Annotated in this window: 28 protein-coding genes; 17 read left to right on the top strand and 11 right to left on the bottom strand. The window is 67.1% G+C overall.

All coding sequences use genetic code 11. The annotated features are described in order from the left end of the window. Window positions 1-57: 57 nt before the first annotated feature. From MF609_RS03590 to MF609_RS03550, 9 genes are all read right to left on the bottom strand, one after another. The gene (locus MF609_RS03590) at window positions 58-393 is read right to left on the bottom strand and encodes a DUF1491 family protein (protein ID WP_242414923.1); all 336 of its coding nucleotides are present in this window, start codon (window positions 391-393) and stop codon (window positions 58-60) included. Beyond that, window positions 390-881, bottom strand: a complete 492-nt coding sequence (locus MF609_RS03585) for a PaaI family thioesterase (protein WP_242414922.1) — start codon at window positions 879-881, stop codon at window positions 390-392. Before MF609_RS03585 ends, MF609_RS03590 begins: the two co-directional genes overlap by 4 nt. Continuing rightward, window positions 841-1,305 carry a PTS sugar transporter subunit IIA gene (locus MF609_RS03580; protein WP_242414921.1) on the bottom strand — a complete coding sequence of 155 codons (465 nt, stop codon included), beginning with the start codon at window positions 1,303-1,305 and terminating at the stop codon, window positions 841-843. Before MF609_RS03580 ends, MF609_RS03585 begins: the two co-directional genes overlap by 41 nt. Window position 1,306: 1 nt before the next feature. Continuing rightward, window positions 1,307-1,906 (bottom strand): ribosome hibernation-promoting factor, HPF/YfiA family, encoded by a 600-nt coding sequence (gene hpf, locus MF609_RS03575; RefSeq protein WP_242414920.1) that lies wholly within the window; start codon window positions 1,904-1,906, stop codon window positions 1,307-1,309. A 58-nt stretch (window positions 1,907-1,964) separates the two neighbouring features. After that, window positions 1,965-2,651: a DNA polymerase III subunit epsilon gene (gene dnaQ / locus MF609_RS03570; RefSeq protein WP_242414919.1), complete on the bottom strand. Its 687-nt coding sequence runs from the start codon at window positions 2,649-2,651 to the stop codon at window positions 1,965-1,967. Between the two features lie 7 nt (window positions 2,652-2,658). Further along, a complete protein-coding gene (coaE, locus tag MF609_RS03565; protein ID WP_242414918.1) occupies window positions 2,659-3,255 on the bottom strand; it encodes a dephospho-CoA kinase in 597 nt (198 codons plus the stop codon). A gap of 139 nt (window positions 3,256-3,394) precedes the next feature. Further along, a complete protein-coding gene (locus tag MF609_RS03560) occupies window positions 3,395-4,204 on the bottom strand; it encodes a shikimate dehydrogenase family protein (protein ID WP_242414917.1) in 810 nt (269 codons plus the stop codon). Continuing rightward, the gene (locus MF609_RS03555) at window positions 4,201-4,797 is read right to left on the bottom strand and encodes a Maf family protein (RefSeq protein WP_242414916.1); all 597 of its coding nucleotides are present in this window, start codon (window positions 4,795-4,797) and stop codon (window positions 4,201-4,203) included. The genes MF609_RS03560 and MF609_RS03555 overlap by 4 nt, the downstream gene beginning before the upstream one ends. Beyond that, on the bottom strand, window positions 4,794-5,612 hold the full coding sequence (locus MF609_RS03550; protein ID WP_473829124.1) for a pyruvate, water dikinase regulatory protein: 819 nt from the start codon (window positions 5,610-5,612) through the stop codon (window positions 4,794-4,796). The genes MF609_RS03555 and MF609_RS03550 overlap by 4 nt, the downstream gene beginning before the upstream one ends. 309 nt (window positions 5,613-5,921) lie before the next feature. Between MF609_RS03550 and hemE the strand changes: the two genes are divergently transcribed. From hemE to MF609_RS03495, 11 genes are all read left to right on the top strand, one after another. Continuing rightward, window positions 5,922-6,956, top strand: coding sequence for a uroporphyrinogen decarboxylase (hemE, locus tag MF609_RS03545; protein WP_242415170.1), 1,035 nt, complete (start codon window positions 5,922-5,924; stop codon window positions 6,954-6,956). Continuing rightward, a complete protein-coding gene (locus MF609_RS03540) occupies window positions 6,953-7,408 on the top strand; it encodes a CopD family protein (protein ID WP_242414915.1) in 456 nt (151 codons plus the stop codon). Before hemE ends, MF609_RS03540 begins: the two co-directional genes overlap by 4 nt. A 13-nt stretch (window positions 7,409-7,421) precedes the next feature. Beyond that, on the top strand, window positions 7,422-7,760 hold the full coding sequence (locus MF609_RS03535; protein WP_242414914.1) for a hypothetical protein: 339 nt from the start codon (window positions 7,422-7,424) through the stop codon (window positions 7,758-7,760). A 146-nt stretch (window positions 7,761-7,906) separates the two neighbouring features. Continuing rightward, window positions 7,907-9,163 (top strand): transcription termination factor Rho, encoded by a 1,257-nt coding sequence (rho, locus tag MF609_RS03530; protein WP_242118816.1) that lies wholly within the window; start codon window positions 7,907-7,909, stop codon window positions 9,161-9,163. A gap of 251 nt (window positions 9,164-9,414) precedes the next feature. Beyond that, window positions 9,415-9,645, top strand: coding sequence for a DUF6489 family protein (locus MF609_RS03525; protein WP_242414913.1), 231 nt, complete (start codon window positions 9,415-9,417; stop codon window positions 9,643-9,645). Next, window positions 9,635-10,927 (top strand): tRNA uridine-5-carboxymethylaminomethyl(34) synthesis GTPase MnmE, encoded by a 1,293-nt coding sequence (mnmE, locus tag MF609_RS03520; protein WP_242414912.1) that lies wholly within the window; start codon window positions 9,635-9,637, stop codon window positions 10,925-10,927. Before MF609_RS03525 ends, mnmE begins: the two co-directional genes overlap by 11 nt. A gap of 25 nt (window positions 10,928-10,952) precedes the next feature. Then, window positions 10,953-12,779 carry a tRNA uridine-5-carboxymethylaminomethyl(34) synthesis enzyme MnmG gene (gene mnmG, locus MF609_RS03515; protein ID WP_242414911.1) on the top strand — a complete coding sequence of 609 codons (1,827 nt, stop codon included), beginning with the start codon at window positions 10,953-10,955 and terminating at the stop codon, window positions 12,777-12,779. Next, complete coding sequence (gene rsmG, locus MF609_RS03510) at window positions 12,776-13,396, top strand: 16S rRNA (guanine(527)-N(7))-methyltransferase RsmG (RefSeq protein WP_242414910.1); 621 nt, start codon at window positions 12,776-12,778, stop codon at window positions 13,394-13,396. Before mnmG ends, rsmG begins: the two co-directional genes overlap by 4 nt. After that, window positions 13,393-14,172, top strand: coding sequence for a ParA family protein (locus tag MF609_RS03505; RefSeq protein ID WP_242414909.1), 780 nt, complete (start codon window positions 13,393-13,395; stop codon window positions 14,170-14,172). The genes rsmG and MF609_RS03505 overlap by 4 nt, the downstream gene beginning before the upstream one ends. Next, entirely contained in the window at window positions 14,169-15,095 is a 927-nt protein-coding gene (locus tag MF609_RS03500; RefSeq protein WP_242414908.1) for a ParB/RepB/Spo0J family partition protein, read from the top strand. The genes MF609_RS03505 and MF609_RS03500 overlap by 4 nt, the downstream gene beginning before the upstream one ends. A 34-nt stretch (window positions 15,096-15,129) precedes the next feature. Next, window positions 15,130-16,770 (top strand): ATP-binding protein, encoded by a 1,641-nt coding sequence (locus MF609_RS03495; protein WP_419723049.1) that lies wholly within the window; start codon window positions 15,130-15,132, stop codon window positions 16,768-16,770. 73 nt (window positions 16,771-16,843) lie between these two features. Here the strand turns inward: MF609_RS03495 and MF609_RS03490 are convergent, their stop codons facing one another. Next, window positions 16,844-18,301 carry a M23 family metallopeptidase gene (locus MF609_RS03490; protein ID WP_242414906.1) on the bottom strand — a complete coding sequence of 486 codons (1,458 nt, stop codon included), beginning with the start codon at window positions 18,299-18,301 and terminating at the stop codon, window positions 16,844-16,846. A gap of 197 nt (window positions 18,302-18,498) precedes the next feature. On the opposite strand from MF609_RS03490, the gene MF609_RS03485 reads away from it, so the two are divergent. The 5 genes from MF609_RS03485 to MF609_RS03465 all read left to right on the top strand — a co-directional run bounded on the left by MF609_RS03485 (window position 18,499) and on the right by MF609_RS03465 (window position 23,275). Further along, a complete protein-coding gene (locus MF609_RS03485) occupies window positions 18,499-21,006 on the top strand; it encodes a helicase-related protein (RefSeq protein ID WP_242414905.1) in 2,508 nt (835 codons plus the stop codon). After that, complete coding sequence (locus tag MF609_RS03480) at window positions 21,006-21,329, top strand: RNA-binding S4 domain-containing protein (RefSeq protein ID WP_242414904.1); 324 nt, start codon at window positions 21,006-21,008, stop codon at window positions 21,327-21,329. Before MF609_RS03485 ends, MF609_RS03480 begins: the two co-directional genes overlap by 1 nt. A gap of 37 nt (window positions 21,330-21,366) precedes the next feature. After that, the gene (fdxA, locus tag MF609_RS03475) at window positions 21,367-21,705 is read left to right on the top strand and encodes a ferredoxin FdxA (protein ID WP_242414903.1); all 339 of its coding nucleotides are present in this window, start codon (window positions 21,367-21,369) and stop codon (window positions 21,703-21,705) included. A 239-nt stretch (window positions 21,706-21,944) separates the two neighbouring features. Continuing rightward, a complete protein-coding gene (locus MF609_RS03470) occupies window positions 21,945-22,478 on the top strand; it encodes a CarD family transcriptional regulator (RefSeq protein WP_055757298.1) in 534 nt (177 codons plus the stop codon). A 104-nt stretch (window positions 22,479-22,582) separates the two neighbouring features. Beyond that, window positions 22,583-23,275, top strand: a complete 693-nt coding sequence (locus tag MF609_RS03465; protein WP_242414902.1) for a GIN domain-containing protein — start codon at window positions 22,583-22,585, stop codon at window positions 23,273-23,275. Window positions 23,276-23,309: 34 nt separating this feature from the next. On the opposite strand, the gene MF609_RS03460 is transcribed toward MF609_RS03465, so the two are convergent. After that, entirely contained in the window at window positions 23,310-24,398 is a 1,089-nt protein-coding gene (locus MF609_RS03460) for an alkene reductase (RefSeq protein ID WP_242414901.1), read from the bottom strand. 96 nt (window positions 24,399-24,494) lie between these two features. Here MF609_RS03460 and MF609_RS03455 point away from each other — a divergent pair, with 96 nt between their 5' ends. Further along, complete coding sequence (locus MF609_RS03455; RefSeq protein WP_242414900.1) at window positions 24,495-25,367, top strand: DMT family transporter; 873 nt, start codon at window positions 24,495-24,497, stop codon at window positions 25,365-25,367. Window position 25,368: the final 1 nt, after the last annotated feature.

Raw genomic sequence — 25,368 nt, 5'->3', positions numbered from 1 at the left:
ACCGGTCCAGCGCTTCTTGTCCGATGCACGGCGCTTACCGGCTCCCGAGTCGCAGGGTCAATCGGCCCACAGGGTTTCAGCGGCGAGCGGTTCGGGGCGTGCGACGATCGCCTCCACCACCCACAGATCGGGATCGCGTTCCCGTCGTTCCTGCCAATAGGGGGTCAGGTCGCGCTCTGCCACAAGATCGGGTTTGCGGTGGATGACACGGCTGTGTCCGTCAAGGTCGCGTTCGCGTTCCAGCAGCCGGGCGGTGCCGTCGCGGTCGATCGCGAGCAGCAGGACGACGCCCGAATCCCGGTCGCCGCGCGCCAGCACCATGGCGCTGCCACCCGCTGCCTCGACCGCGCGCGTGAAGGCGTTGACGCGCAGCGCCGTCGGCCAGTCGTTCACCGTGCGGAATAGCCGGGCAGGGTGGCGAGGGGGATGCGGCTCTTCATGAATGTGCCCGTGCCGCGTGCCGCTTCCTCGCCTTCGGCATCGATCAGATGCGCGTCGGCGATGAATACGCGCCGCCTGCCCGATACCCAGCGCCCTTCGGCGACGACCCGACCCGGCCCCAGCGGCCGTTGCAGCAGCAGGTTGAACGCGGTGGTCAGCAGGAAACGGTCGGTGACAAGGCTGTTGGCGGCGTAGAAGGCGGCATCGTCGAGCATCTTGAAATAGGTCGTGCCATGCGCCGCGCCGGCGGCATGGAAGTGGCGTTCGTCGATGGTGAAATGGATACGCGCCACGCCGGCCTCGACGATTTCGAGGCGGGAATCGAACAGGCGGTTGATCGGGGCGGCGGCATAGAGTGCCTCCAATGCCCGGAAATGCGCCGCCTCGCCGGCCGGCACGTCAGGCTGCGTCACGCGCCTCGACACCCGACAGCAATGCATAAAGCGCGTCGGCCGATCCGGCCCCGCGCAGCTTCGCGCGGAACGCCGCATCGCGCAGCGCGCGCGACACCCGCGCCAGCGCCTTCAGATGATCGCTGCCCGCCTGGGGCGGCGACACCAGCGCGAAGATCAGGTCGACGGGCAGTTCGTCGACCGCCGCGAAATCGATCGGGCGAGCGAGCCGGACGAAGACCCCGAACACGCGCGGGCATTCGATCCGGGCATGGGGAATGGCGATCCCCCCGCCGAACGCGGTCGTGCCAAGTTTTTCGCGGTCGACCATCCGGTCGCACACCAGCTTCGCATCGACCCCCGCCACCTGTTCGGCGACGGAGGCGATATGCGCGAACAATCCCTTGCGGGCGCCGGCGGAAACCTCCGCCAGCACCGTTTCGGACGTTACGAGATCATGGAAATCGTACAAGTCAGGCCGCGCGATTGGGTTCGACCCAGCCGATCGTGCCGTCATGCCGGCGATAGACCATGTTGAACGATCCGGTGCCGCTGTTCTTGAACAGCAGCGCGTTGGTGTTGCGCAGGTCGAGCATCATCACCGCGTCGGACACGCTGGCATCGGGCACGTCGACCCGGGTTTCGGCGATGATGAGCGGGGCGTCGGCGACCTCTTCTTCTTCCTGCTCGCCGCCGCCGAACACGGTATAGCCGGCGTTGTCGAAGCCGTTGTCATAGCCGCCGGCCTCGTTCATCGCCACGACCTGTGCCGCGTTGCGATCCTTCAGGCGGCGGGTGTAGCGGCGCAGCTGCTTTTCGATCTTGTCCGCGGCACCGACGAACGCGCCCTGCGCTTCCTGTCCGGTGTTATGGCCTTTGAGGACAAGGCCCTGGGTCACGTGGCAGACGATGTCGCACACGAAGCCGTTATCGTGCGGACCCTTGCTGAACGTCGCGGTCGCCGAAATCGCGCGCTGGAAATATTTGTCGGCGATGCCCTGGAGTCGCTCCTGGACCATCTCCTTCAGCGCGTCCCCGGTGTCGACCTGGTGCCCCGAAACCCGGATGTCCATGTAATCCTCCGTCATTGTGAAATCGTGAGAGCCGCTCAAAGCGGGTGTTGTCAACGCCTCAGGTCGGCGACTGGCCCCATAACGGGTCCTTCAACGTGCCGACGAACGCGGCGTGGACGGCGAGTTCGGCCTCGCTGGCCGAAAACTGGCGCGGCGGGCGGACGCGCGAGGGGGCGACGATCTCCACCGTATCGGCGACCTCCGCCGGGGCTGCGTCGAGGCCGAAGCCGATCTGGCGACCGCCCATCAATTCGACATAGACCTGCGACAGGAGCTGCGCGTCGAGCAGTGCGCCGTGCAGCACGCGGCGGCTGCGGTCGATGCCGAAACGGACGCACAGCGCATCCAGCGTATGCTTGGCACCGGGATGGCGGCTGCGCGCGATGGCTAGTGTGTCGACCATGCGCGTCAGGCTGATCGGATCGCGTTTCGCCGCGCCCAGTTCGCCGTTCAGGAAGCCGAAGTCGAAACTGGCGTTATGCGCGATCAGCGGGCTGTCGCCGAGAAAGTCGAGCAGCTCGTCGATCGCGGTATGGAAGGCCGGCTTGTCGGCGAGGAAAACGTCGGACAGGCCGTGCACCGCCTCCGCTTCCTTCGGCATCGGACGGCCGGGATTGAAGTAGCGGTGAAAGGTGGCACCGGTTTCGACCCGGTTGACCAGTTCGACACATCCGATTTCGACCAGCCGGTCGCCTTCCGAAAATTTGAAGCCGGTAGTTTCGGTATCGAACACGATTTCACGCATTCCCACCTTATCCGCCTTCGCGTGCCCCCATGCAAGCGACCAGCGCGGCGACCTGCGCCTGCGTCGCGGCGAGTGTCGTATCGCTGTGGATAACATGTTGGGCACGGGCGCGTTTTTCGGCGTCGGGCAGCTGGGTGGCGAGGATCGCGGCAAAGGCCGATTCGGTCATGCCGGGCCGGGCGAGGACGCGGGCGCGCTGTACTGCGGCGGCAGCGGAGACGACCGCCACGGAGTCGCAGCGTGAGTCGCCACCGGTCTCGAACAGCAGCGGGACGTCGAGGACGACGAGGGGTGCGTCGGCATGGGCGGCGAGGAAGCGTTGCCGTTCGGTCGCGACGGCGGGATGGACGATCGATTCGAGGCGGCGGCGCGCGTCGGGATCGTTGAAGATCCGGTCGCGCAAGCGCGGCCGGTCGACGCCGTTCGGGCCGGTGGTGCCGGGGAAGGCGGCCTCGATCGCGGGGAGCAGGGCGCCGTTCGGTCCTTGCAGGGCGTGGACGGTGGCGTCGGCGTCGAATACCGGGACGTTCAGGTCGCGAAACATCCGGGCGACCGTCGACTTGCCCATGCCGATCGATCCGGTGAGGCCGAGGATGTGGGTCATTGATCCAATGCCCTCCGCCGATCGCGTACCCCGGCGAAGGCCGGGGTCCAGTTGGGGAACGGCTGTGGATAACCAGTTGCGTTCCGTAACTGGACCCCGGCCTTCGCCGGGGTACGGGTCGTGGGGGGCAGAGCGGCACTCACGCCAGCAACTGCGCGCGCAATTCGTCGTCGCGATCGCGCGGTGGCGCGACCCCGAAGAAGAGTTCGAACGCCAATGCCGCCTGCCCGACCAGCATTTCGAGGCCATCGACCGTGTCGAGTCCGCGCGCATGGGCCTGTGCCAGCAGCGGCGTCTCGATCGGGGCATAGACCGCGTCATAGACCACGGCATCGTCGGGCAGCGGCGACAGGTCGATTTCCAGCGGGGGCTGGCCGGTCATGCCGAGCGTGCTGGCGTTCACCAGCAGCTTTGCCGCCGGCAGGGGAGCGGTGAGCGGCAAGGCGTCGCCCTTCAATCCGAAGGTCGATAGCAACGCCGCTGCCTTTAGCGGATTGCGGTTCAGCACCGTCACCCGCCCGACCCCCAGCCGCGACAGCGCGAACAGGATCGCGCGTGCCGCGCCACCGGCGCCGATCACCGCGACCGGCTGCTTCGTCAGGTCGAGGCCCGCAATCGGGGCGTGGAACCCGGCAGCATCGGTATTGGTGCCGATCCAGTCGCCGCCTTCCCCGCGAAACACGGTGTTGATCGCGCCGATCGATCCGCGGACATCGCCCGGATCGGCGACATGGTCGAGCGCGACCAGCTTGTGCGGCACGGTGACGTTGCACCCGCGCCAGTTCGGGTCTGCGCGACGGCTGTCGAAATAGGCACCGAGATCGTCAGGTTTCACGTGGAACCTTCGATACTCGGCATCCAGTCCCAGCTGGTCGAGCCAGAAGCTGTGGATAAGCGGTGATTTGGAGTGGGCGATCGGGTCGCCGATCACCTCTGCATAAGGCTTCATGCGGGCAGTTTTCCCCGTTGGCGCAAATAGCGCGCGATTTCGAGCAAGGGCATGCCGAGGATCGTCCAATGATCGCCGTCGATCCGGTCGAACAGCTGCACGCCCGGCCCCTCGATCCGGAAACAGCCGACACAGCCGGCGATGGCGGGCCATTCGGCATCGAGATAGGAGTCGATGAAGGCGTCGGACAGGGGCCGGACGGTCAGCTTCGCATGGCCGATATGCCGCCACACCGGGCGACCGCCCTCGACGAACACCCCCGCGCTGAACAGGTCGTGGCGCCCGCCCGACATCGCGCGCAGATGCGCGGCGGCGTCGGCACGGTCGACGGGCTTGTCCAGCACGGTCCCATCGGCAAGGGCGACGACGGAATCGCCGCCCAGCACCATGGCCCCGCCGACCCGCGTGGCGGCGCGCATCGCCTTCATCTCGGCCAGCGCATCGGCGAGGTCGCGGGGTTTCAGATTCTCGGCCGCCAGTGCCGCCTTGGCCGCTTCCTCGTCCAGTCCGCTGGCCATGGCATCGTGCGGAATGCCGGCGGCATCGAGCATCGCACGGCGGGTAGCGCTCATCGAGGCGAGGACGAAGCTCATGCGCGGGCCTCCAGCTTGCGGTCGTTGCACAGGGTGATGATCGCCGCCGCCGTTTCCTCGATCGAGCGGCGGGTGACGTCGATCACCGGCCAGCCATTGTCGGCGAACATCCGCCGGGCATAGGACAGTTCCTTCACCACGGCATCCTGTTCGACATAATCGGTGTCGGGCATCTGGTTGAGCGACAGCAGCCGGTTGCGCCGGATCGCGATCAGCCGGTCGGCGCTGGTGGTCAGGCCGACGACCAGCGGGTTCTTCAGCGTGTACAGGATCGGCGGCGGCGGGCTTTCCACCACGATCGGGATGTTCGCCGTCTTGTACCCGCGATTGGCGAGATAGATCGAGGTCGGGGTCTTCGACGAACGCGATACGCCGGCCAGCAGGATATCGGCCTCTTCCCAATCCTCCGAGGCGATGCCGTCGTCATGGGCGATGGTCCACTGGATCGCATCGACCCGCGCGAAATAGGCGGCATCGAGGCTGTGCTGGCGACCGGGCCTGGCCTTCGCCTCCTGCCCCAGCAGGCTGGACAGGGCGTTGCTGACCGCATCCATCGGCGCGACGATCGGCAGGCCGAGCGCGGCGCAGCGCGCCTCCAGCATCCGGCGGATTGCCGGGTTCACCAGCGTGTAGAGCACCAGCCCGGGATTGAGCGCTATCTCCGCCAGGATGCGCTCCAGATGGGTTTCGGAGCGGACCATCGGCCAGAAATGGCGCATCGTGTCGACATCGTCGAACTGCGCCAGCGCCGCCTTCGCGATATTCTCCAGCGTTTCCCCGGTGGAGTCGGACAGGAGGTGGAGGTGCAGCCGCATCAGCCGCCTTTCTGCACAAGGCTGTGGATAAGTCGGGGGCAGGGGCTAGCGTAAGTCGGCCGCGCCGCCAAGCTGTGGGAAAGCCCGGTTTCATGCCCAAACTATCCACAATCCCGACACAGGGAGCGATTCAACCCACAGCCTGTGGATAGTGTGGATGGCCATGCGGGAATCGACGGATTCAAGCGAGTCTCACCGGGTCAATCTGTTGGCATTTCGGGTAATCCACCATAAGCCCCGCTATCCACGCCCCAACTCCCTTCAACCACCTATTTAGAATCTACTTTAATAGTAGAAGGAGCGACGACGCTGACCGGTTCTCCCGATCCCAAACCGCTTCTCCGGACCCTGGCCGGGGAAAAGCTTGCCGTCCCGCCGCTCTGGCTCATGCGACAGGCGGGGCGCTATCTTCCCGAGTATCGCGCGCTTCGGGCGGAGAAGGGCGGCTTTCTCGATCTCGTGAACGATCCCGAAGCGGCGACCGAGGTGACGCTGCAACCGCTGCGGCGCTTCGCGTTCGATGGGGCGATCCTGTTCAGCGATATCCTGATGGTCCCGAACGCGCTGGGACAGCGTCTGTGGTTCGAAGCGGGCGAGGGGCCGCGTCTTGCCCCCGAACTGCGCACGCGGGCCGCTATCGAGGCTCTGCGGCTGGATATGGCGATCCTCGACCCGGTCTATGCGACGGTGCGCGGCGTGGCGGCGGCGTTGCCGGCGCAGACGACGTTCCTGGGGTTCGCCGGATCGCCTTGGACGGTCGCCACCTATATGATCGCGGGCAAGGGCAGCCGGGAGCAGGCCGAGGCGCGGCGCATGGCCTATGGCGATCCGGCGGCGGTGCAGGAGCTGATCGACCGGATCGTCGCGGTCACGATCAACTATCTGGCGGGACAGGTCGCAGCGGGTGTCGAGGCGGTGCAGCTGTTCGACAGCTGGTCGGGCAGCCTGGCCCCGGCCGAGTTCGAACGCTGGGTCATCGCGCCGACGGTGGCGATCGTCGAGGGGCTGCGTGCGCGTTGCGACGTGCCGATCATCGGGTTTCCGAAGGGGGCGGGGGGCAAGCTTGCCGCCTATGCGCGTGAAACGACGGTCGATGCGATCGGGCTGGACGAAACGGTCGATCCGGTGTGGGCGAATGCGCAGTTACCCACAGGCCTGCCGGTGCAGGGCAATCTCGATCCGCTGTTGCTGATCGCCGGGGGCAACGCGCTCGACGCCGGGGTCGACCGGGTGCTGGCCGCCTTTGCCGATCGTCCGCATGTCTTCAATCTCGGCCACGGCATCCAGCAGGATACGCCGATCGCGCATGTCGAGCGGCTGGTGGCGCGGGTACGCGGGGCATGAGCGGGTTTCTGGGCAGCGCCTATCTGTGGATAAAGGCGGCACATATCGTGTTCGTCATCTTCTGGATGGCCGGCCTGTTCATGCTGCCGCGCTATCTGGTCCATCATCAGGAGGGGCTGGCCGACCCGGCCGAGCCGCCGCGCTGGATCCGGCGCGAGGCGTTGCTGAAGCGGATGATCCTGACCCCGGCGATGGTCGTCGTATGGGTGCTGGGGCTGATGCTGGCGGCGAATGTCGGGCTGTTCGACGGCGGGGCGGGGCTGGGGTGGCTGCACGCCAAATTGCTCGTCGTGGTGTTGCTGAGCGGCTATCATGGCTGGGCGGTCGGCTATGCGAAGAAGCTGGCGGCGGGGCGGCCGACGCTGACCCCGAAGCAGTTGCGGTTGGCCAACGAACTGCCGGCACTGGCGGCGATCGCGGCGGTGGTGCTGGCGGTGGTGAAGCCGTTCTGAGGGAGGCGATGCGATGTTGATGGCGTTGGCATTGATCCAGGCGGCGACGCCGCTGCCGGCCGGGGTCGAGGATGACCTGCGCTGTACCGCCGCGCTGTCGCACCAGCTGGAAGCGGCAAGCGCGACGGAACGCGGGCCGATCACGTCGGCGATGATGTATTTCGTCGGTCGCATCCAGGGGGCTTCACCGACGACCGATATTCCGGCGGCTGTGGAAAGATTGCGGGGAGTGCAGTCGACCGCGGCGCAGGCCGACGCGATCCGCATGGAGTGTGCGATGCGTCTGCTGCAACAGGCGCGGATGTTCGCGGCGATCGATCCTGCGGTGCTGGGCGTCGAGGGGGTGGAGTAGGCCAGCGGTCCCAGCTTGACTTGGCGCAGGGTGCGGCATAGGTCGGTGGGCAGTGGCGCCCGGTCCTCGGTGTGCCCGTCCCAGCCGCTTGTGTCCGCTTCATTTGCCGACCCTGCCTCTATCTCGCTGATCTGGACCATCCCCCGATGCATCTCAAAGACTTGAAAAAACATGCGCCCGCCGAACTGGTCTCGATGGCCGAAGAGCTGGGCGTCGAAGGCGCGTCGACGATGCGCAAGCAGGACCTGATGTTCGCGATTCTCAAGGCGCGTGCCGAGAATGGTGAGCAGATCATGGGCGTCGGCACGATCGAAGTGCTGCAGGACGGCTTCGGCTTCCTGCGCAGCCCCGAAGCGAATTATCTCGCCGGGCCGGACGACATCTATGTCTCGCCGAACCAGGTCCGCAAGCACGGTCTGCGCACCGGCGACACGGTCGAGGGCGAGGTACGCGCGCCGAAGGACGGCGAGCGCTATTTCGCGCTGAGCAAGCTGGTGTCGGTCAATTTCGACGATCCCGATGCGGTCCGCCACCGGGTCAATTTCGATAACCTGACGCCGCTCTATCCCGAACAGAAGCTGACGCTCGACCAGCTCGACCCGACGATCAAGGACAAGTCGGCGCGGGTGATCGACATCGTGTCGCCGCAGGGCAAGGGCCAGCGCACGCTGATCGTCGCCCCCCCGCGCGTCGGCAAGACCGTCATGTTGCAGAACATGGCCAAGGCGATCACCGATAATCACCCCGAAGTGTTCCTGATCGTCCTGCTGATCGACGAACGCCCGGAAGAAGTTACCGACATGCAGCGCAGCGTGAAGGGTGAGGTGATTTCGTCGACCTTCGACGAACCGGCGCAGCGCCATGTCCAGGTCGCCGAGATGGTGATCGAAAAAGCCAAGCGGCTGGTCGAGCACAAGAAGGACGTCGTGATCCTGCTCGATTCGATCACGCGTCTGGGCCGGGCCTACAACACCGTGGTCCCGTCGTCGGGCAAGGTGCTGACCGGTGGTGTCGATGCGAACGCGTTGCAGCGGCCGAAGCGCTTCTTCGGTGCGGCACGCAACATCGAGGAAGGCGGTTCGCTGTCGATCATCGCCACCGCGCTGATCGATACCGGCAGCCGCATGGACGAGGTGATCTTCGAAGAGTTCAAGGGCACTGGTAACTCGGAAATCGTCCTCGACCGCAAGGTGGCGGACAAGCGCATCTTCCCGGCGCTGGACGTGGGCAAGTCGGGTACCCGCAAGGAAGAGCTGCTGGTCGACAAGACCAAGCTCAGCAAGATGTGGGTGCTGCGCCGTATCCTGATGCAGATGGGCACCATCGACGCGATGGAGTTCCTGCTCGACAAGATGAAGAATTCGAAGACTAACGAGGACTTCTTCGATAGTATGAATCAATAGCGTTTGGACCGCGCCATGCTGGCGCGGATCGCAAACGCGGCCGGCCGGCGGGCGTCCAGCCCGACCGACGATGCGGGCTTCGCCCGCGTCCGCCAACAACGAACCGCCCGTCTTTTCCACACGAGAAGGCGGGCGTCGTCGTTTCCAGCGCCACGAACCCTGTGGATAAGTCGTGGAAAGCCGCAACCGCGACGGTCGCCTTTCCCGAACTTTCCCCCTATCGTGGCGGTGAACCACAGGGGAAATCGCCCATGAAGATCAACGTCGAAGTCGATTGCACGCCGGAGGAAGCGCGCCGCGCGATGGGCCTGCCCGACTTCACGCCGGTCCATGAACGCTATGTCGCGATGCTGACCGAAACGATGGAGAAGGGGGCCAGCCCCGAGCTGCTCAACCAGTTGATGCAGAGCTGGGCGCCGATGGGCGAGGCGGGCATGACCTTCTGGCGCAAGATGTTCGAGACGGCGGGTCGTGGCGGCTGACACGATCTTCGCGGTGTCGAGCGGGCGACCGCCCGCCGCCATCGCCGTGCTGCGGCTGTCGGGTGCCGGAGCGTTCGATGCCGCGACACGACTGGCAGGGCGCCTGCCGCCGCCGCGCCGTGCTGCCGTGCGGGCCTTGCGCGACCCTGTGGATAACCGGTTGCTCGATCGGGCATTGGTGCTGGTGTTTGCGGGGCCGGCCACGGCGACCGGTGAGGATCTGGTCGAGCTGCATCTGCATGGCGGCCGCGCGGTCGTGGCCAGCGTCGAGCGTGCGCTGGCCAGCTTGCCGGGACTGCGCGCGGCCGAGCCGGGAGAGTTCACCCGCCGTGCGCTGGCGCATGGGCGCATCGACCTGACCGAGGCGGAGGGGCTGGGCGACCTGTTGTCGGCCGAGACCGAGGCGCAGCGGCAGATGGCGCTGGCCAATAGCGACGGGCGCTTGCGTCGTGCGGTAGCCGAGTGGACCGCGACCGCCACCCGGTTGTCGGCGGTGGTTGAGGCGGTGCTGGACCATGCCGATGAGGACGATGTCGACGACGGCAACGATGTGCTGACCGGTGTTCGGACACAGGCCGGGGAACTTGCAAGGGCTATCGACGCGGTGCTGGCGGTGCCGCCGGTCGAACGGTTGCGTGACGGTATCCGCGTGGTGCTGGCCGGTCCGCCCAATGCGGGTAAATCGACGCTGCTTAACGCGCTGGTCGGACGCGAAGCGGCGATCGTTTCGCCGGTCGCGGGTACGACGCGGGACGTGATCGAGATTCCGGTAACGCGCGAAGGAGTGGCATGGCTGTTCCTAGATACTGCGGGCCTCCGCGAAGATAGTGACGATCCGATCGAGCGGATCGGGATCGACCGGGCAACCGGTTCGATCGCGGCGGCCGATATCGTGTTGTGGCTGGGGGACGATTCCCCGCCGGCTGCGGGACGGGCGATTGCGCTCTACCCCCGGTCGGACGTCCGCGACGGTGCGGCGCGCGGCGAGCGTATTGCCGTGTCGGCGGCGACCGGTGCAGGGATCGATGCCGTCTGGGCTGCGCTCACCCGGGAAGCGGCATCGCTGCTGCCGAAGGTCGACGACCTGGCACTCAACCGGCGACAGGCGCATCATGCCGCCGCCGCCGCCGCCGCGCTGGGCCGTGCTGCAATGCAGGACGACCCGCTGTTGCTGGCAGAGGAATTGCGCTATGCGGTACAGGCATTCGCGGCGCTGACCGGGATGCGCGCGACCGAGGCAGTCCTTGACGATCTGTTCGGCCGCTTCTGTATCGGCAAATAATGTTCCACGTGGAACCACGACCAACATGACCTATGACGTAGTGATCGTCGGTGGCGGCCATGCCGGCACCGAAGCAGCCGCAGCAGCGGCCCGGCGTGGCGCGACCACGCTGCTGATCGATTTCGATCCCGACCGGATCGGTGCCATGTCCTGCAATCCGGCGATCGGCGGATTGGGCAAGGGGCATATCGTTCGCGAGATCGATGCGCTGGACGGGCTGATGGGGCAGGCGGCGGATGCGGCGGCGATCCATCACCGGATGCTCAACCGGTCGAAAGGGTCGGCAGTGCAGGGGCCGCGGATTCAGGCGGATCGCGTTCGCTATGCCGCTGCGGTGCGCCGGTTGCTGGCGCATCCGAAGCTGGCGGTATTGGGCGGCGATACGGTTGCGCTGACGACAGACGCCGGGCGGGTCACCGGGGTCGAACTGGCCGATGGCAGCCGCATTGCGGCGCGAACGGTCGTGCTGGCGACGGGCACGTTCCTTGGCGGGACGATGTTCCGGGGGGAAGAACGCGCGGTCGGCGGTCGTGTCGGGGAACGCGCGGCGACGCGGCTGGGGCAACAGTTGCGCGAACTCGCCTTGCCGATTGCCCGGTTGAAGACCGGTACGCCGCCCCGGCTGGACGGGCGGACGATCGACTGGGCGGTGCTGCCCGAACAACCGTCCGACGCCGATATCTGGACGATGTCCCCTTTGTCCGATCCGGCAAAGCGGTTGCCGCAACTTGCCTGTGCCATCGCCCGCACGACGGCGCAGACGCATGACATCATTCGCGCTGGACTGGATCGCTCGCCCTTGTTCAGCGGATCGATCGAGGGGCGGGGCCCGCGCTATTGCCCGTCGATCGAGGACAAGGTTCATCGCTTCGGCGACCGCGACGGGCATCAGATATTCCTCGAACCCGAAGGGCTGGATACGCATCTGGTCTATCCCAACGGGGTGTCGACCTCGCTGCCGACGGACGTGCAGCTGGCAATGCTGCGCAGTGTCGCTGGACTGGAGCGGGTCGAGATAGTGACCCCGGGCTATGCGGTCGAGTATGACTTTATCGACCCGCGCGCCTTGTCGGCGACGCTCGGCTTGCGCGCGCTGGGCGGCTTGTATTTCGCCGGGCAGATCAACGGCACGACCGGCTATGAGGAAGCGGGCGGGCAGGGGCTGATCGCGGGAGCCAATGCGGCGGGCGAGGCGCTGGGGCTGGACCCGCTGATCCTGTCGCGCGAGTCGAGCTATATCGGGGTGATGATCGACGATTTGGTGTTGCAGGGCGTGTCCGAACCCTACCGGATGATGACGGCGCGGGCCGAATATCGCCTGCGCCTGCGGTCGGACAACGCGGCTACCCGGCTCGGCGCGATCGGTGACGCGGCGGGTCTGCTGTCGGGCGAGCGACGCGCGTTCAATGCTGCACGGGCAGAACGGCGAGGCGCACTGACGGCGGCGCTGTCGACGCGGCATGTCGCCAATGCGCTGTCGGCGAAAGGCGCACCGGTGTCCGGTTCCGATATGCGCAGCGGCGGGGAATGGTTGCTGGTACCGGGCGTAACGCCGCAGCATCTGGGGATCGAGGAACAGAACGACGTGCTGGGTGAGCTGATCGAGGATGCACGCTACGCGCCGTACCTGGAACGGCAGGCGGCCGAGCTGGCGGCGGCGCGGGTCGACCATGTCGCGCTGCCGGCGGACTTTGCCTATGGCGCGGTGCCCGGCCTGTCGAACGAGATGGTCGAACGGCTGACCTCCGCCGCGCCCGAAACGCTGGCGGCGGCCGGCCGTATCCAGGGGGTGACGCCGGCGGCGCTGGTCGCGATCCTGCTGCACCATCGCGGTGGAAAGCTGGCAGCATGACCGAAGCGGATGCACGCACTTGGATCGAGCAGCGGTTCGGGGCGGAGCGCACCGGATTGCTGGCGCATTTTGCCGAACGGATCGTTGCCGAGACCGCGAACCAGAATTTGATCGCCGCCTCGACGATCGATCACATCTGGGAACGGCATCTGCTCGATTCCGCACAGCTAGTGCCGCTGGCCTCCGAAGCGGGGCAGGGCGACTGGATCGATATCGGTTCGGGCGCCGGCTTTCCCGGCATCGTCGCCGCGATCCTGACCGACCGTCGGGTGGTACTGGTCGAACCACGCGCACGGCGGGCGATCTTGCTGGGTGAGATGGCGACCGACCTCGGACTGTCGAACGTGGTGGTCCATCAGGCGAAGATCGAGAAGCTGGCGGCGGATCGGCCGGCGGCGATCATCAGTGCTCGCGCGGTTGCGCGACTGGCCGCGTTATTTGCGATCGGCCATCGGCATAGCGATGCCGATACGATATGGGTGTTGCCGAAGGGACGTTCCGCAGCCGACGAACTGGCCGAGGCCAAGGCCGACTGGCGCGGAATGTTTCACGTGGAACATAGCATCACCGATCCAACATCGTCGATCGTCGTCGCCAGGGGAGTGCGCCAAGCATGATTTGCATTGCCATCGCGAACCAGAAGGGGGGCGTCGGCAAGACCACCACGGCGATCAATGTCGGCACCGCGCTGGCGGCGACAGGGCTGGAGGTGTTGATCCTCGATCTCGATCCGCAGGGGAATGCGTCGACCGGTCTTGGCATCGGCCGCAACGACCGGGAGCATTCGACCTATGACCTGCTGATCGGCGATCTGATGCTGAACGAGGCAGCGATCGCGACCAAGGTGCCGCGCCTGTCGATCGTCCCGGCAACCGTCGATCTGTCGGGGGCGGAAATCGAGCTGATCGAGTTCGAATCGCGTACCCACCGGCTCGACCGGGTGGTGGAGGCGAGCGGGGGGCGATGGGACGTGATCCTGATCGACTGCCCGCCGTCGCTCGGCCTGCTGACCATTAACGCGATGGTAGCGAGCCATGCGCTGTTGGTGCCGCTCCAGTGCGAGTTCTTTGCGCTGGAAGGCCTGAGCCAGCTGCTGAGTACCGTCGAGCGGATTCGCGGACGGTTCAATCCGGGGCTGTCGATCTTGGGCGTGGTGTTGACGATGTACGACCGGCGCAACCGGCTGACCGATCAGGTGTCGGACGATGTGCGCGCGGTGTTGGGGAAAGTAGTGTTCGATACGGTGATTCCGCGCAATGTCCGCCTGTCCGAGGCACCCAGCCACGGCGTGCCGGCATTGATCTATGACTATCGCTGCGCCGGGTCCGAAGCCTATATCGCGCTGGCCCGCGAAGTGATTGCGCGCCTGCCGTCGCTGGCGGAAGCGGCATGAGCGAACAGGCAGCGCCGCGTCGCCCGCGCATGGGTGGGCTGGGCCGGGGACTGAGTTCGCTGCTGGGCGAACCCGATGGCGAGGTTTCGACGACGCGGGGATCGACCCCGCCCAGCGGTGTCCGGCAGCTGCCGGTCACCGCGCTGTCACCGCTGCCGGGACAGCCGCGGCGGTTCTTCGATGAATCCGCACTCGACGAACTGGCAGAGTCGATTTCGGCACGCGGCGTCATTCAGCCGATCGTCGTGCGGCCGCACGGCAAGGGCTATCAGATCGTCGCCGGCGAGCGTCGCTGGCGGGCAGCGCAACGGGCGCGGTTGCACGAGGTACCGGTGGTCGTGCGCGACTTCACCGATGCCGAGACGATGGAAATCGCGCTGGTGGAGAATATCCAGCGGCGCGACCTGACTGCGATCGAGGAGGCGGAGGGTTACCGCCGGTTGATCGACGAGTTCGGCCATACGCAGGAAGCACTCGCCAATCTGGTCGCGAAGTCGCGCAGCCATGTCACCAATTTGCTGCGGCTGCTCGAACTGCCCAAGCCGATCCAGGACATGGTCGGCGACCAGCGGCTGAGCATGGGCCATGCCCGTGCGCTGATCCATGTGCCCGGTGCCGAAGCGATTGCCGAAAAGGTCGTCGCCAAGGGGCTGTCGGTGCGCGATGCCGAACGGATGGCGCGCCAAGCACGCGACCCGGAGCCGAAACGGGCACGGACGCCGCGCGATCCGGCAATGGCCGAGGGCGGCCATGACGGCGCCAGCGACGCCGACCTGCGCGCGCTGGAGCGACAGCTGGGCGATGTGCTGGGCCTGAAGGTCCAGATCAGCCATGGTGAAAAGGGCGGGGCGATCACCATCGGCTATTCGACGATCGGCCAGCTCGACATGGTTTGCCAACGGTTAAGCGGCGAGCGTATCTGATACGCAAAATTTACAGATTTGTGAGCAGGATAGCATGATGAACCTGCCGATTCGCCCGCCGCTTGCCGGACCGACCGACAGCACGCCGGCCATCGGCGTGCTGCTGGATATCTCCGGCGCGACCAGCCGGTTGCTGCTCGACCTGTGCGCATTGTCCGACTTCACCCGCGATCAAGGGCCGGATGCCGAAACCGCGGGGCAGGTGGGGTCGTTCGTCAAGTTGAAGATCGGCCGGACCTGGGTCGTGGCGAGCATCCGCTCGACCCGTCTTGGCGATGACGGATCGAACCTGATCGCCGAAGTCGACCTCATGGGGGAAGGCTATGAGCCCGAACCCGGACAGGGCCTGCGCGGATTTCGCCGCGGGGTGACCCGCTATCCGCTTCCGGGGTCGCCGGTACATCCGGTTACGCGCGATACGCTGCGGCGTATCTATGCGATGCAGGACCGGCCGCACATCACCATCGGCACGATCCATATGGCGTCGGACCTGCGCGCGGCGCTCTACGTCGACCCGTTGCTCGGCAAGCATTTCGCGCTGGTCGGATCGACCGGTACCGGCAAATCGACCTCCGCCGCGCTGATCCTGCACCGGATTTGCGATCATAGTCCGCACGGCCATATCGTCGTCATCGATCCGCATGGCGAATATGCCGCAGCCTTTGCCGACAAGGGCGAGCTGCTCGACGCGTCGAACCTGCAATTGCCCTATTGGCTGCTCAACTTTAACGAGCATTGCGACATCCTGTTGACCTCCGAAGGGTCGGCGCGACAGATCGAGGCCGACATCCTCGCGCGCTGTATCCTCGCCGCGAAGGCCAAGAGCCGGCTGGCGCAGGACATACCGCGCATGACCGTCGATGCGCCGATCCCGTATCTGCTCTCGGATCTGGCGACGATCCTGCAGGCGGAAATGACGCGGATGGACCGGGGGAGCGACAACGCGCCCTATCTACGGCTGAAGGCGCGGCTGGAAGAGATTCGCGCCGACCCGCGCTATGCCTTCATGTTTTCGGGAATGCTGGTCGCCGATACCATGGGCGCGTTCCTGAAACGGGTGTTCCGCCTGCCGGCGCAGGGCAAGCCGATCTCGATCGTCGACGTGTCGGCGGTGCCGTCGGAGATTACCTCGGTCGTCGTCGCCGTGCTGTCGCGACTGGTGTTCGACTTCGCCATCTGGTCGCGCGGCGAAACGCGCAAGCCGGTGCTGCTGGTGTGCGAGGAAGCGCATCGCTACGTCCCCAACGAACGCGCCGGGGCGGGATCGTCGGCGGCAGCGATTCTCAGCCGGATCGCCAAGGAAGGCCGCAAATATGGCGTGTCGCTCGGCCTGATTACCCAGCGCCCGTCCGATCTGGCCGAAGGGGTGCTGTCGCAATGCGGCACGATCCTGACCATGCGGTTGAACAACGAACGCGACCAGGCCTTTGTCCGTGCGGCGATGCCGGAGGATGCGCGCGGCTTCCTCGACGTGATTCCAGCGCTACGCAATCGCGAATGCATCATCGTCGGCGAAGGCGTCGCGACGCCGATCCGCGTGTCGTTCGACAGCCTTGAGACGTCGCTGCGCCCGGATTCGGCATCGCCGTCCTTTACCGAGCTATGGCAGTGCGAGGGGGGCGAGGATGCGCTGGTCGACCGCACCATCCGTCGCTGGCGCACGCAGGGGCGGTAGGCGCTTGGGGACCTATGCCGGGGGCGGCGGAGCGTGTGCAGCGCCGTCCGCCGCCGAAACGGCCTGAACCGAATTACCGCGCGGCGACACCCATCAGCTGGCTGACATGCTGGCGGAAGCGGGCCAGTTCGTCGCCCTGCAATTGCTGCACCGTCGCGAAGGCGACAGAGCGTGGATTGACCGGTACGCCGTTCTTCCACAGTTCATAGTGCAGATGCGGCCCGGTCGAGAGGCCGGTCGAGCCGACATAGCCGATCACCTGCCCCTGCGCCACGCGGCTGCCCGCGCGCACCACGATCCGGCTCATATGGCCATAGCCGGTGGCGAGGCCGCCGCCATGATCGAGCTTGACGAAATTGCCATAGCCGCCGTGCCAGCCGGCGCTGGCCACCCGGCCATCGGTCGTGGCGCGGATCGGGCTGCCATAGGCGGCGGCAAAGTCCATCCCCTTGTGCAGCCGGCGGAAGCCCAGCACCGGATGGACGCGCCAGCCGAAATTGGACGAGATGCGCGCCGCGACCGGCCACATCATCGTCCCCTTGCGCTCGCCCACGCCCTTGGGATCGAGCCACTCGGTCCGCGCGCCGTCCTGCCGGCGGACGAGGCGAACATCGCGGCGACCGTTCAGCCCGGCATAGAGCAGCTGGCCGAGTTGCACTTCGCCGGTCGCTGCGCGCGCCTGTTCGACGATCAGATCGAACGAATCATCCTGCCCGACCTGTCCCATCGGGACCAGGCCGGACACGGTGCGGATATAGGTTTCGACGGCCTTGGCCGGGGCACCGGCGGCGCGGGCGGCACGGTACAGGCTGGCGCCGACGCGACCACGAATGCGCAGCGGGGTATGATCGATCGCGATCGGCCGGGCGTCGAGCCGCAGCGTGCCGCCTTCGCGCACGATGTCGAGCGCGAGATCGAATCTGGCCCGGAAGGCGAGGCGTTCGAGCGGGCGGGGCTGCGACGGGCTGTCGCGACGGCCGAGCGTAACGTCGAGCCGTGTGCCGGGCGTGAGTTCTGCCGGATCGACCCGGCTGGCGACCATTGCGGCGACCTGCCGCGCTTCGCCTGCGCCGACGCCGGTGCGCGCCAGTGCATCGGCGATGCCGCTGCCCAGCGTCGCCGTCGCTTCGACGATCGGGCGCTCGGGCGTGTTGGCGAGCGGTACCACCCGCGACGTGGCGGCAAGCCGCATCCCGCTGGTGGCGCCCAGCGCGCTGGCACCGAAGGACAGGCTGCGCGCTTCTTCCAGAGCGGTACCGTCGAGCGGGGCGGGGACCGCGCCCAGGATCGGCCGGTTCCACGACGGCGACAGCGCCCAGACGCCGGCGCACAGCGCGGTGCAGGTCGCAAGTCCCCGCCACCAGTCGCGTGATCCGATCGCCGCACCCAGATCGGGGGTCCAGTCGAAGGATTCGATGCGACCGCGCCAATGGTCGGTGCGGGCGGGGGCGGACAGGACCGGTGCACGGCCGAAGCGCAACGCGCTGGTGCCGCCTGCCAGTTCCAGTCCGTGATCGGTGCGCAGGAACACGCCCAGCCCCCTTCGATGGCCGCCCGACCCGGCCCAGTCCTCTCCCCCTGTGAAGCCAAAGGTTTAAAGTCAAATGAACCACGCGGGGCACGCATTGGCGTGCGACGGGGCGTGGCACGCCTGCGACCGAGCGAATCGTTCGGCGGAACCTGCAAAACCCGTTGCACCGGCGCACGGCAACCCCGATGTTGCAGGGGATGAGCCAGTTCGCGCGTAGCCCGGTCACCGCAGTGCTGGGGCCGACCAACACCGGCAAGACCTATCTCGCAATCGAGCGGATGTGCGGTCATGCCTCGGGAATGATCGGTTTTCCGCTGCGGTTGCTGGCGCGGGAGAATTACGACCGGGTCGTCGCGATGAAGGGCGCCGAGAATGTCGCGCTGGTCACCGGCGAGGAACGGATCGTCCCGCCGAAGGCGCGCTGGTTCCTGTGTACCGCCGAATCAATGCCGCTGGAGCGGAAAACCGCCTTCGTCGCGCTGGACGAGGCGCAGCTGGGCGCCGACCCCGAACGCGGCCACGTCTTTACCGACCGGCTGTTGCGCGCGCGGGGACGCGAGGAAACGATGATCCTCGGCTCCGATTCGCTCAAACCCATGGTCCGCGCGCTGGTAAAGGATGCCGAGATCATCTCGCGTCCGCGCTTCTCGACGCTGAGCTATGCCGGTGCGCGCAAGCTGTCCCGCCTGCCGAGGCGGTCGGCGATCGTCGCCTTCTCCTCGGAAGAGGTCTATGCCGTGGCGGAGGCGATCCGCCGGATGCGCGGCGGGGCGGCGGTGGTGATGGGCGCACTGTCCCCCCGCACCCGCAACGCGCAGGTCGCGATGTTCCAGTCGGGCGAGGTCGATTATCTGGTCGCGACCGATGCGATCGGCATGGGCCTGAACCTCGACGTTGCGCATGTCGCCTTTGCTTCGTTGCGCAAGTTCGACGGCCGGCGGCAGCGGCGGCTGACCATCGCCGAAATGGCGCAGATCGCCGGCCGCGCCGGGCGGCACCACCGCGACGGCACCTTCGGCGCGCTGGTCGAGGAAGGGCCGAACGCTTTCACGCCGGAGGAAGTGCTGGCGATCGAGGGGCATCATGTCCCACCGCTCGAACGGCTCTACTGGCGCAGCGGCGAGCCCGACTTTTCCAGCATCGATGCACTGATCGAAAGCCTCGAAGCGCGGCCGAACCATCCGGTGCTGACCGCAGCGCCGGAAGCGATCGACCTGATCGTCCTCAAGCGGCTGGCCGAGGAGGATTGGGTCCGTGCGCGCACGCGATCCCCGGCAATGGTGCGGCGGCTATGGTCGGCATGCGGCCTGCCCGATTTCCGCAAGCTGGGGCCGGACCCGCACAGCCGGTTCGTCGGGCGGATCTTCGGCCATCTGAGCGAGGGGGCGGGGCATATCCCGCACCAATGGTTCGCCGACGAATTGCAGCGGCTGGACCAGATGAACGGCGATGTCGAGACGATCGCCGGACGGATCGCGGCGGCGCGCAGCTGGGCCTATATCGCGCATCGTTCCGACTGGCTGCTCGATCCCGAGCATTGGGCGGCGCGGACGCGCGGCGTCGAGGAAAAGCTGTCCGACGCGCTGCACGACCGGCTGCGCCAGCGTTTCGTCGATCAGCGGACGACGGTGCTGCTGCGGCGGATCGGGGCTGGGGCGGCCGACCTGCCGGTCGATGTCGCCGCCGATGGCGCGGTGTCGGTCGACGGCCATGCGTTGGGCAAGCTGACCGGGTTCCGGTTCGAGGTGTCGCCCGACACCCGCGTTGCCGACAAAAGGCTGTTGATCGCGGCGGCGGAAAAGGGGCTGGCGAGCGAGTTGCGCAAGCGTGGCGGCGAACTGATCGCGGCGGCGGATGCCGAACTGGCGCTGTCGGCCGAACCGGGGGCGCTACCCGAATTGACGTGGAACGGGCTGACCGTTGCGACACTGACCGGCGGCACGACGCTCGACCGGCCGGTGGTGACGCTGGATCGGAGCCTGCAGGTTCTCGATCGCGCAGCGCAGGGCGAGGTGCGCGAGCGGCTGGCGCAGTGGGTGCAAAGCGATGTCGCGCGGCGCGCACCGACGCTCTGCGCACTGGCGGCGCTGGCGCGCGATCCGGCGGCGAGCGGATCGCTCCGCGCGGTAGCGGCGGCGCTGACCGAAGTGGGCGGGATCGCGCCGCGCGACGGGTTCGATGCGATGCTAATCCCGCTGGACGGCAATGACCGGCGGCGGCTGCGCAAGGCGGGGGTGGTGATCGGCGCGCTGGACCTTTTCGACGCGCGCCTGTTCAAGCCGGCGGCGTCGCGGTGGCGGGCAGCCTTGCTGGCGGCGCGCGACGGGCATCCGGTCGAGGCGCTGGCCCCGATCGGCGCGACCGTGCTGCCGGTCGGGCAGGGGGCGTGGGGCTTTCGCCGCTTCGGTCCGCAGGCGGTCCGCGTCGACCTGATCGAACGCCTGGCGCAGGCGGCGCATGACGCGCGCAAGGGGCACGCGCCGTTCGCGCCCGATCCGGCGCTGGCGGTATCGATGGGGTTGCAGGCGGAGACGATCGCGCGGTTGATGGCGCGGCTGGGGTTCCGGCCGAGCGCACCGGCGGGCGATGTGCCGCAATGGCGCTGGGCCCCGCCGCGTCGTCGCGCCCCGGTGGCCCCGCCCCGTGCCGTTGCGCGGCCGGGCAATGCCTTTGCCGCACTGGCCGATCTGGGGTTCGATCGCTGATGGCGGCACGCGCGCCGGAGCCGGTGCCGCAGATGCGGCTCGACATGTTCCTGTGGTATGCCCGCTTCGCCAAGACCCGCAGCGCTGCGCAGGCGATCGCGGAGAAGGGGACGTTGCGCCTGGATGGTCGACGGATCGAACGGGCGCATTGTCCGGTCCGGGTGGGCATGGTCGTCGCCTTTCCGCAAGGATCGCGGGTCCATATATTGCGGGTCGAGGCACTGCCGGTCCGGCGCGGACCGCCCGCCGAGGCACGGACGCTCTACACGCTGCTGGAACCGAGTGGGTCCGGCCCCGTTGACGAGGGCGACGACCCGGCATAACGCGGTCGCGATACGTTTCACGGAGCCTCGACCACCCATGACCTACGTCGTCACCGACGCCTGCATCCGCTGCAAATATATGGACTGCGTCGAGGTGTGTCCGGTCGACTGCTTCTATGAGGGCGAGAATATGCTCGTCATCAACCCCAGCGAATGCATCGATTGCGGCGTGTGCGAGCCGGAATGCCCCGCCGAGGCGATCCTGCCCGACACCGAAAGCGGGCTGGAGCAGTGGCTTGAGCTGAACAACACCTATTCGGCGCAATGGCCGAACGTGACGCGCAACGCGAACCAGACCCCGCCCGATGCCGATCAGTGGAAGGGCGTCGAGAACAAGATGGAGCATTTCTCGCCCGAGCCCGGCGCAGGCGACTGACCCGTCAAACCATGTTCCACGTGAAACTATGGCCGGTCCGCAACAGCGGTTCCGGCCATTTGGCTTTGCGCTGGTAATTTTGTTGCAACGTTGCTATAATCCCACGTGACGGCGGCAGTTTCATGCCCCGCCCGGAGACCACCTTTAGCAACGTCCCGTATCGCCCTGACCTGCCGCCGCCGGATCCAGCGTTGGCAGCAAGCGATGCTTTCGGGACGACGACCACGGAAAGGTTACCAATGGCTGCCAAGGCATTGTCCTTCGATGTCGGCGATTATGTCGTGTACCCCAAGCACGGCGTCGGCCGTGTGATCGAACTCCAGCGTAGTGAGATCGCTGGAATGCAACTCGAACTCTATGTCCTGCGCTTCGAAAAGGAACGCATGACGCTGCGCGTTCCCACCAACAAGGCGGAAAGCGTCGGGATGCGCAAACTGTCGTCCGACAAGACGATGCGCGAGGCGATGGAAACGCTGAAGGGCAAGCCCAAGGTCAAGCGCACCATGTGGTCGCGCCGCGCCCAGGAATATGAAGCGAAGATCAATTCGGGCGACCTGGTGTCGATCGCCGAAGTGGTCCGCGACCTGTTCCGTGCCGACGACCAGCCCGAACAGAGCTATTCCGAACGCCAGATCTTCGAAGCGGCGGCCAGCCGCCTGGCACGCGAACTGGCGGCGATGGAACAGGTCGACGAGCCGAAGGCGCTGGAGCGGATCATCGAGATCCTGCGCGACGCCGCGGCGATCTATAACAAGGAAAAGACCGCCGCCTGAATCGGCGGACGGTCTGGACCGAAGAAACGGGGGCGGCCGGCGACGGTCGCCCCTTTTTCGTACGATCGCTTGCCATGCCGCCGGGGACGCGGGATGCAGGACACATGATCGCTTCGCTGCTCGCCGCCTTCCTGCTCGCCCCGGCTGCCGCTACCATGCCGCGGCAGGAAGCGGAACGGCGGTTGATGCTGACCGGGTTCGACCGGGTGCAGGTCGACGGGCCGTTCACGGTGCGTATCGCGGCGGGACCGGCGATCGGCGGACGGGTCGTGGGGTCGCCGCGCGCGCTGGACGCGGTCGATGTCCGGGTCGAGGGGCAGACGCTGGTCGTCGCCCCGGCGCGCGACGATCGCGGCCAGCCCGACAAGGCGTCGACCGAACCGTTGGTGGTCGAACTGTCCAGTGATCGGCTGGCCGGCGTTTCGGTACGCGGCCCCGCCCGGGTATGGGTGGAGCGGATGGCGGGGGCTGAGGTCGGCCTGTCGCTCACCGGGGACGGATCGATCGAGGTCGGCGCAGTGGATGCCGGGCGACTCGATGCCATGCTGATCGGATCGGGCCGTCTGGCGCTGGCCGGGCGCGGGGGAGAAGCGCAGTTCATGATCAACGGTCCCGGCACGGTCGACGCCGCGGGGCTGACGATCGACGCGCTGCTGGTCCACGTCCAAGGTACCGGCACCAGCCACTATCGGGCGCGCTACTCGGCGGAGATCAACGCGCAGGGGTCGGGAATGGTGACGGTCGACGGAGCGCCGCGCTGCCGGACGCAGGGCAGCGCGACGATCCGCTGCGGATAGCCGGGGCGGGGCCACCGGCTATCCGCGCGCCCCATCAGGCGGGTTCGCGCTCCAGCGTCGGGTAGTCGGTGTACCCTTCGGCACCATGCGAATACCATGTCGCCATGTCGTCCTTGTTCAGCTCGGCGCCGCGTTCCAGTCGCAACGGCAGGTCGGGATTCGCCAGGAACGGGCGACCGAAGGCGATGGCGTCGGCCACTCCGCCGTCCAGTTCGGCCTGCGCCTTGGGGCCGTCATAGTCCTGGTTGAGGACCAGCGGACCGGCAAAGACCTTGCGGATCTCGGGCGAGACGCGCGGCTGGGTCGCGCTGCCGAACGTGCCATCGGGGCCGGGTTCGCGCAGTTCGAGGAAGGCGATGCCCTTGTCCGACAGCAACTTGGCCGCTGGCACGAACACCGACGCCGGATCGCTGTCGATCACGCCCTGCGTATCGCCATTGGGCGAGAAACGGACGGCGGTGCGACCGGCACCCACTTCGGCGATCAGGCGGTCGACGACCTCGCCCAGCAGGCGGATGCGGTTTTCCGGGCTACCGCCATAGGCGTCGTCGCGCTGGTTCGCGCCATCGCGCAGGAACTGGTCGATCAGATAGCCATTTGCCGCGTGCAGCTGCACCCCGTCGAACCCCGCCGCCCTGGCATTGCGTGCCGCGCGCGAATAATCGTCAAGGACGCGGGCGATGTCGTCCAGCGTCGCGGCGCGCGCCGCTTCATAGGGCTTCTTGCCGTCATAGGTATGCGCCTTGCCCGGGGCGGTCGTCGCCGATGCCGACAGCGGTGCGGCACCGTCGAGGAAGTCGGGATGCACCACCCGGCCCATATGCCATAGCTGGGTCACGATCCGGCCGCCCGCGGCATGGACGGCGTCGGTGATCGGCTTCCACGCCTCGACCTGTTCGTCGGTCCACAGGCCCGGCGCATAGGGCCAGCCCAGTCCTTCGCGGCTGATGCCGGTTCCTTCGGAGATCAGCAGCCCGGCGGAGGCACGCTGCGCATAATATTCGGCCATGATCGCGGTCGGGACGTGCGCACGCGTGCCGCGCCCACGGGTCAGCGGCGCCATCAGGACGCGGTTGGGGGCCTGAATAACCCCCAGGGTAATGGGGTCGAACAGACTGGGCATAACGAAAACTCCTGTGCCTAAAGGAAATGCAGGCGACGACCGAAAGATAGGGCGGTAGGGGAGGCCATGCAGCCGGTAACGCCTGAAACAAATTATATGCCGACCCCAAGAACGCCGCGCCGGGCGATTGTTGCCGTGCTGGGCGCGAATATCGCGCTCGCTTTCGGGCCATGGTTCGTGCGGATGGCCGATACCGGGCCGGTGGCCGCCGGTTTCTGGCGGATCGCGCTGGCGTTGCCGGTGCTGTTGATCGTTGCGTCGTGGGGCGATCGCCGCGCCCTGGTGCCGAAACGCGCGCTGCTGCTGCCGCTGCTGATCGGCGGGTTGGCCTTCGCGGTCGACCTGGGATCGTGGCATATCGGCATTCGCCGCACGACGCTGGCCAATGCCACGCTGTTCGGCAATTGCGCGGTGCTGATCTTCCCGCTCTATGGCTTTATCGCGATGCGCCAATGGCCGACGCGGGCGCAGGGGCTGGCGCTGTTGCTGGCGGCGATCGGTGGCGTACTGCTGCTCGGCCGGTCGGCGGAATTGTCGTCGCGGCATCTGGCAGGCGATCTGTTCTGCCTGCTCGCCGGCGTGCTGTACGCGGTGTATTTCATCGCGATGCGCGGCGTGCGGCGGACGATGGCCCCGCTGCCTGCGCTCGCGCTGTCGAGCGTCGCCGGCGTGCTGCCGCTGCTGTTGCTCGCCATGGCGCTGGGGGAGACGATCCTGCCGCAGCAATGGGGGCCGTTGTTCGCGCTGGCGATGGTCAGCCAGATCGCGGGGCAGGGGCTGATGATCTACGCGCTGGGCCATCTCAGCCCGCTGGTCGTCGGGCTGGCATTGCTGTTGCAGCCGCTGGTCGGGGCGACGATCGGCTGGCTGGCCTATGGCGAACGGCTGGGGCCGATGGACGCGGCGGGTGCCGTCCTGGTGGCGGCGGCGCTGGTGATCGTCAGCGCGCGCCGCTCGCCCGAGCGATAAG

The sequence above is a fragment of the Sphingomonas panni genome (assembly GCF_022664435.1).
Taxonomy (GTDB): domain Bacteria; phylum Pseudomonadota; class Alphaproteobacteria; order Sphingomonadales; family Sphingomonadaceae; genus Sphingomonas; species Sphingomonas panni.
The sequence above is the reverse complement of the archived record's forward strand: the minus strand, read 5'-3'. Positions and strand labels throughout refer to the sequence as shown.

What these genes read in the sequence shown, in the direction of transcription:
- MF609_RS03555 (WP_242414916.1), bottom strand. Translation starts at nt 4,797, where the DNA reads ATGAGCTTCGTCCTCGCCTCGATGAGCGCTACCCGCCGTGCGATGCTC.
- MF609_RS03470 (WP_055757298.1), top strand. Translation starts at nt 21,945, where the DNA reads ATGGCTGCCAAGGCATTGTCCTTCGATGTCGGCGATTATGTCGTGTAC.
- MF609_RS03585 (WP_242414922.1), bottom strand. Translation starts at nt 881, where the DNA reads ATGCATTGCTGTCGGGTGTCGAGGCGCGTGACGCAGCCTGACGTGCCG.
- MF609_RS03560 (WP_242414917.1), bottom strand. Translation starts at nt 4,204, where the DNA reads ATGAAGCCTTATGCAGAGGTGATCGGCGACCCGATCGCCCACTCCAAA.
- coaE (WP_242414918.1), bottom strand. Translation starts at nt 3,255, where the DNA reads ATGACCCACATCCTCGGCCTCACCGGATCGATCGGCATGGGCAAGTCG.
- MF609_RS03485 (WP_242414905.1), top strand. Translation starts at nt 18,499, where the DNA reads ATGAGCCAGTTCGCGCGTAGCCCGGTCACCGCAGTGCTGGGGCCGACC.
- hpf (WP_242414920.1), bottom strand. Translation starts at nt 1,906, where the DNA reads ATGGACATCCGGGTTTCGGGGCACCAGGTCGACACCGGGGACGCGCTG.
- MF609_RS03535 (WP_242414914.1), top strand. Translation starts at nt 7,422, where the DNA reads ATGTTGATGGCGTTGGCATTGATCCAGGCGGCGACGCCGCTGCCGGCC.
- MF609_RS03455 (WP_242414900.1), top strand. Translation starts at nt 24,495, where the DNA reads ATGCCGACCCCAAGAACGCCGCGCCGGGCGATTGTTGCCGTGCTGGGC.
- fdxA (WP_242414903.1), top strand. Translation starts at nt 21,367, where the DNA reads ATGACCTACGTCGTCACCGACGCCTGCATCCGCTGCAAATATATGGAC.
- MF609_RS03495 (WP_419723049.1), top strand. Translation starts at nt 15,130, where the DNA reads ATGATGAACCTGCCGATTCGCCCGCCGCTTGCCGGACCGACCGACAGC.
- MF609_RS03460 (WP_242414901.1), bottom strand. Translation starts at nt 24,398, where the DNA reads ATGCCCAGTCTGTTCGACCCCATTACCCTGGGGGTTATTCAGGCCCCC.
- rsmG (WP_242414910.1), top strand. Translation starts at nt 12,776, where the DNA reads ATGACCGAAGCGGATGCACGCACTTGGATCGAGCAGCGGTTCGGGGCG.
- dnaQ (WP_242414919.1), bottom strand. Translation starts at nt 2,651, where the DNA reads ATGCGTGAAATCGTGTTCGATACCGAAACTACCGGCTTCAAATTTTCG.
- MF609_RS03500 (WP_242414908.1), top strand. Translation starts at nt 14,169, where the DNA reads ATGAGCGAACAGGCAGCGCCGCGTCGCCCGCGCATGGGTGGGCTGGGC.
- MF609_RS03480 (WP_242414904.1), top strand. Translation starts at nt 21,006, where the DNA reads ATGGCGGCACGCGCGCCGGAGCCGGTGCCGCAGATGCGGCTCGACATG.
- MF609_RS03465 (WP_242414902.1), top strand. Translation starts at nt 22,583, where the DNA reads ATGATCGCTTCGCTGCTCGCCGCCTTCCTGCTCGCCCCGGCTGCCGCT.
- rho (WP_242118816.1), top strand. Translation starts at nt 7,907, where the DNA reads ATGCATCTCAAAGACTTGAAAAAACATGCGCCCGCCGAACTGGTCTCG.
- MF609_RS03550 (WP_473829124.1), bottom strand. Translation starts at nt 5,612, where the DNA reads ATGCGGCTGCACCTCCACCTCCTGTCCGACTCCACCGGGGAAACGCTG.
- mnmG (WP_242414911.1), top strand. Translation starts at nt 10,953, where the DNA reads ATGACCTATGACGTAGTGATCGTCGGTGGCGGCCATGCCGGCACCGAA.
- MF609_RS03525 (WP_242414913.1), top strand. Translation starts at nt 9,415, where the DNA reads ATGAAGATCAACGTCGAAGTCGATTGCACGCCGGAGGAAGCGCGCCGC.
- MF609_RS03540 (WP_242414915.1), top strand. Translation starts at nt 6,953, where the DNA reads ATGAGCGGGTTTCTGGGCAGCGCCTATCTGTGGATAAAGGCGGCACAT.
- MF609_RS03505 (WP_242414909.1), top strand. Translation starts at nt 13,393, where the DNA reads ATGATTTGCATTGCCATCGCGAACCAGAAGGGGGGCGTCGGCAAGACC.